This window comes from Streptomyces sp. SPB074 (genome assembly GCF_000154905.1).
In the GTDB taxonomy this organism is placed as follows: domain Bacteria; phylum Actinomycetota; class Actinomycetes; order Streptomycetales; family Streptomycetaceae; genus Streptomyces.
Map to the genome: position 1 here is coordinate 4121631 of NZ_GG770539.1, position 1315 is coordinate 4122945.

Consider the following 1315-nt stretch of genomic DNA (forward strand, 5'->3'; position numbering starts at 1 on the left):
GGAGGGGGCCCCGCCCCCGCGCTGGCACAATGCGGGGATTGTCCTGGTCGCATTGAAGGAGAGCCGTATGACGCAGGTGAAGCTGACCACGAATCGCGGGGATGTCGTGCTGGCGCTTGACGAGGAGAAGGCGCCGCAGACGGTGGCGAACTTCGTCCAGTACGTCAAGGACGGGCACTACGACGGGACGATCTTCCACCGGGTCATCAACGGGTTCATGGTCCAGGGCGGCGGTTTCGACACCGCGATGAAGCAGCGCCCGACGCGGGCCGCCGTGCAGAACGAGGCGGACAACGGGCTCAAGAACACCACGTACACCGTGGCGATGGCGCGTACGAGCGACCCGCACTCGGCGACGGCGCAGTTCTTCGTCAACGTCAAGGACAACGACTTCCTCGACCACAGTGGGAAGAACCCGCAGGGCTGGGGGTACGCCGTCTTCGGGAAGGTCGTGGAGGGGCAGGGCGTGGTCGACGAGATCAAGGCGGTGCCGACCGGGATCAGGAACGGGATGCGGGACGTGCCGAAGGACGATGTCGTCATCGAGCGCGCGGAGATCGTCGGCTGACGGCGTCTCGTCTCGCGCCGAAGGCGTGGTGGCGGGCGGGTGGGCGTGGGTGCCTGTCCGCCCGCCGTCGTCTTCGGGGGAGTTGCCTGGTGAGACGCGCGCGGGTGTTCCCCTCGACGGGCTGTGGTGACGCGGGGTGTCCCTTCCGGCGGGGCCCTTCTGTGTGGTGAGCCGGACGGCCTCTCTCGTCCGCCCGCCGCCGGAGGACCGGGGCGCCTCCGGCGGCGGATCGCGTTGGCCGGTGTCCGTCCCGCGCACCCGTCCCCCTCGCGCAAGTCCCCCACGCGCAAGTCCCTCTCGGGCCGCCGGCCCTCCCGCCGCCGGCCCTCCCGCCGCCGGGTGTCCCGGCTTGCGGCGCCTCGGGCACGCCGGTGCCGCTGTCTCCGCCGCCCCGTGTCCGTGCCGCCCCGGCGTCGCATCACCCGGCGTTCTCCGCCTCGCCGTGCCTCGACTCCGGCCCTCCCCGCGCTCGGGCACTCCACCCTTCGCCCCCTCGCCCTCCCATATCGCCGCCTCCGCGTCCTCCCACGCCCTCGCGCCCCCACGCTCCCTGCCCCGCGCCCTCCTGTAGCCCCTCCCCCTTGGCGCTTCCCCCGCCGGGCGCCGCCCCCTTGGCGCTTCCCCCGCCGGGCGCCGCCCCCTTAGCGCTTCCCCCGCCGGGCGCCGCCCCCTTAGCGCTTCCCCCGCCGGGGCGCCGCCCCCTTAGCGCTTCCCCTCAAGCGCCCGCGCGCCCACCCCACCCCCCGG

At 73.7% G+C, this 1315-nt stretch carries 1 protein-coding gene; it reads left to right on the plus strand.

Features of this window, described 5'->3' with window-relative positions:
* The first annotated feature begins 67 nt into the window (after positions 1-67).
* The gene (locus SSBG_RS17150) at positions 68-568 is read left to right on the plus strand and encodes a peptidylprolyl isomerase (RefSeq protein ID WP_008747361.1); all 501 of its coding nucleotides are present in this window, start codon (positions 68-70) and stop codon (positions 566-568) included.
* The last annotated feature ends 747 nt before the right edge of the window (positions 569-1315 follow it).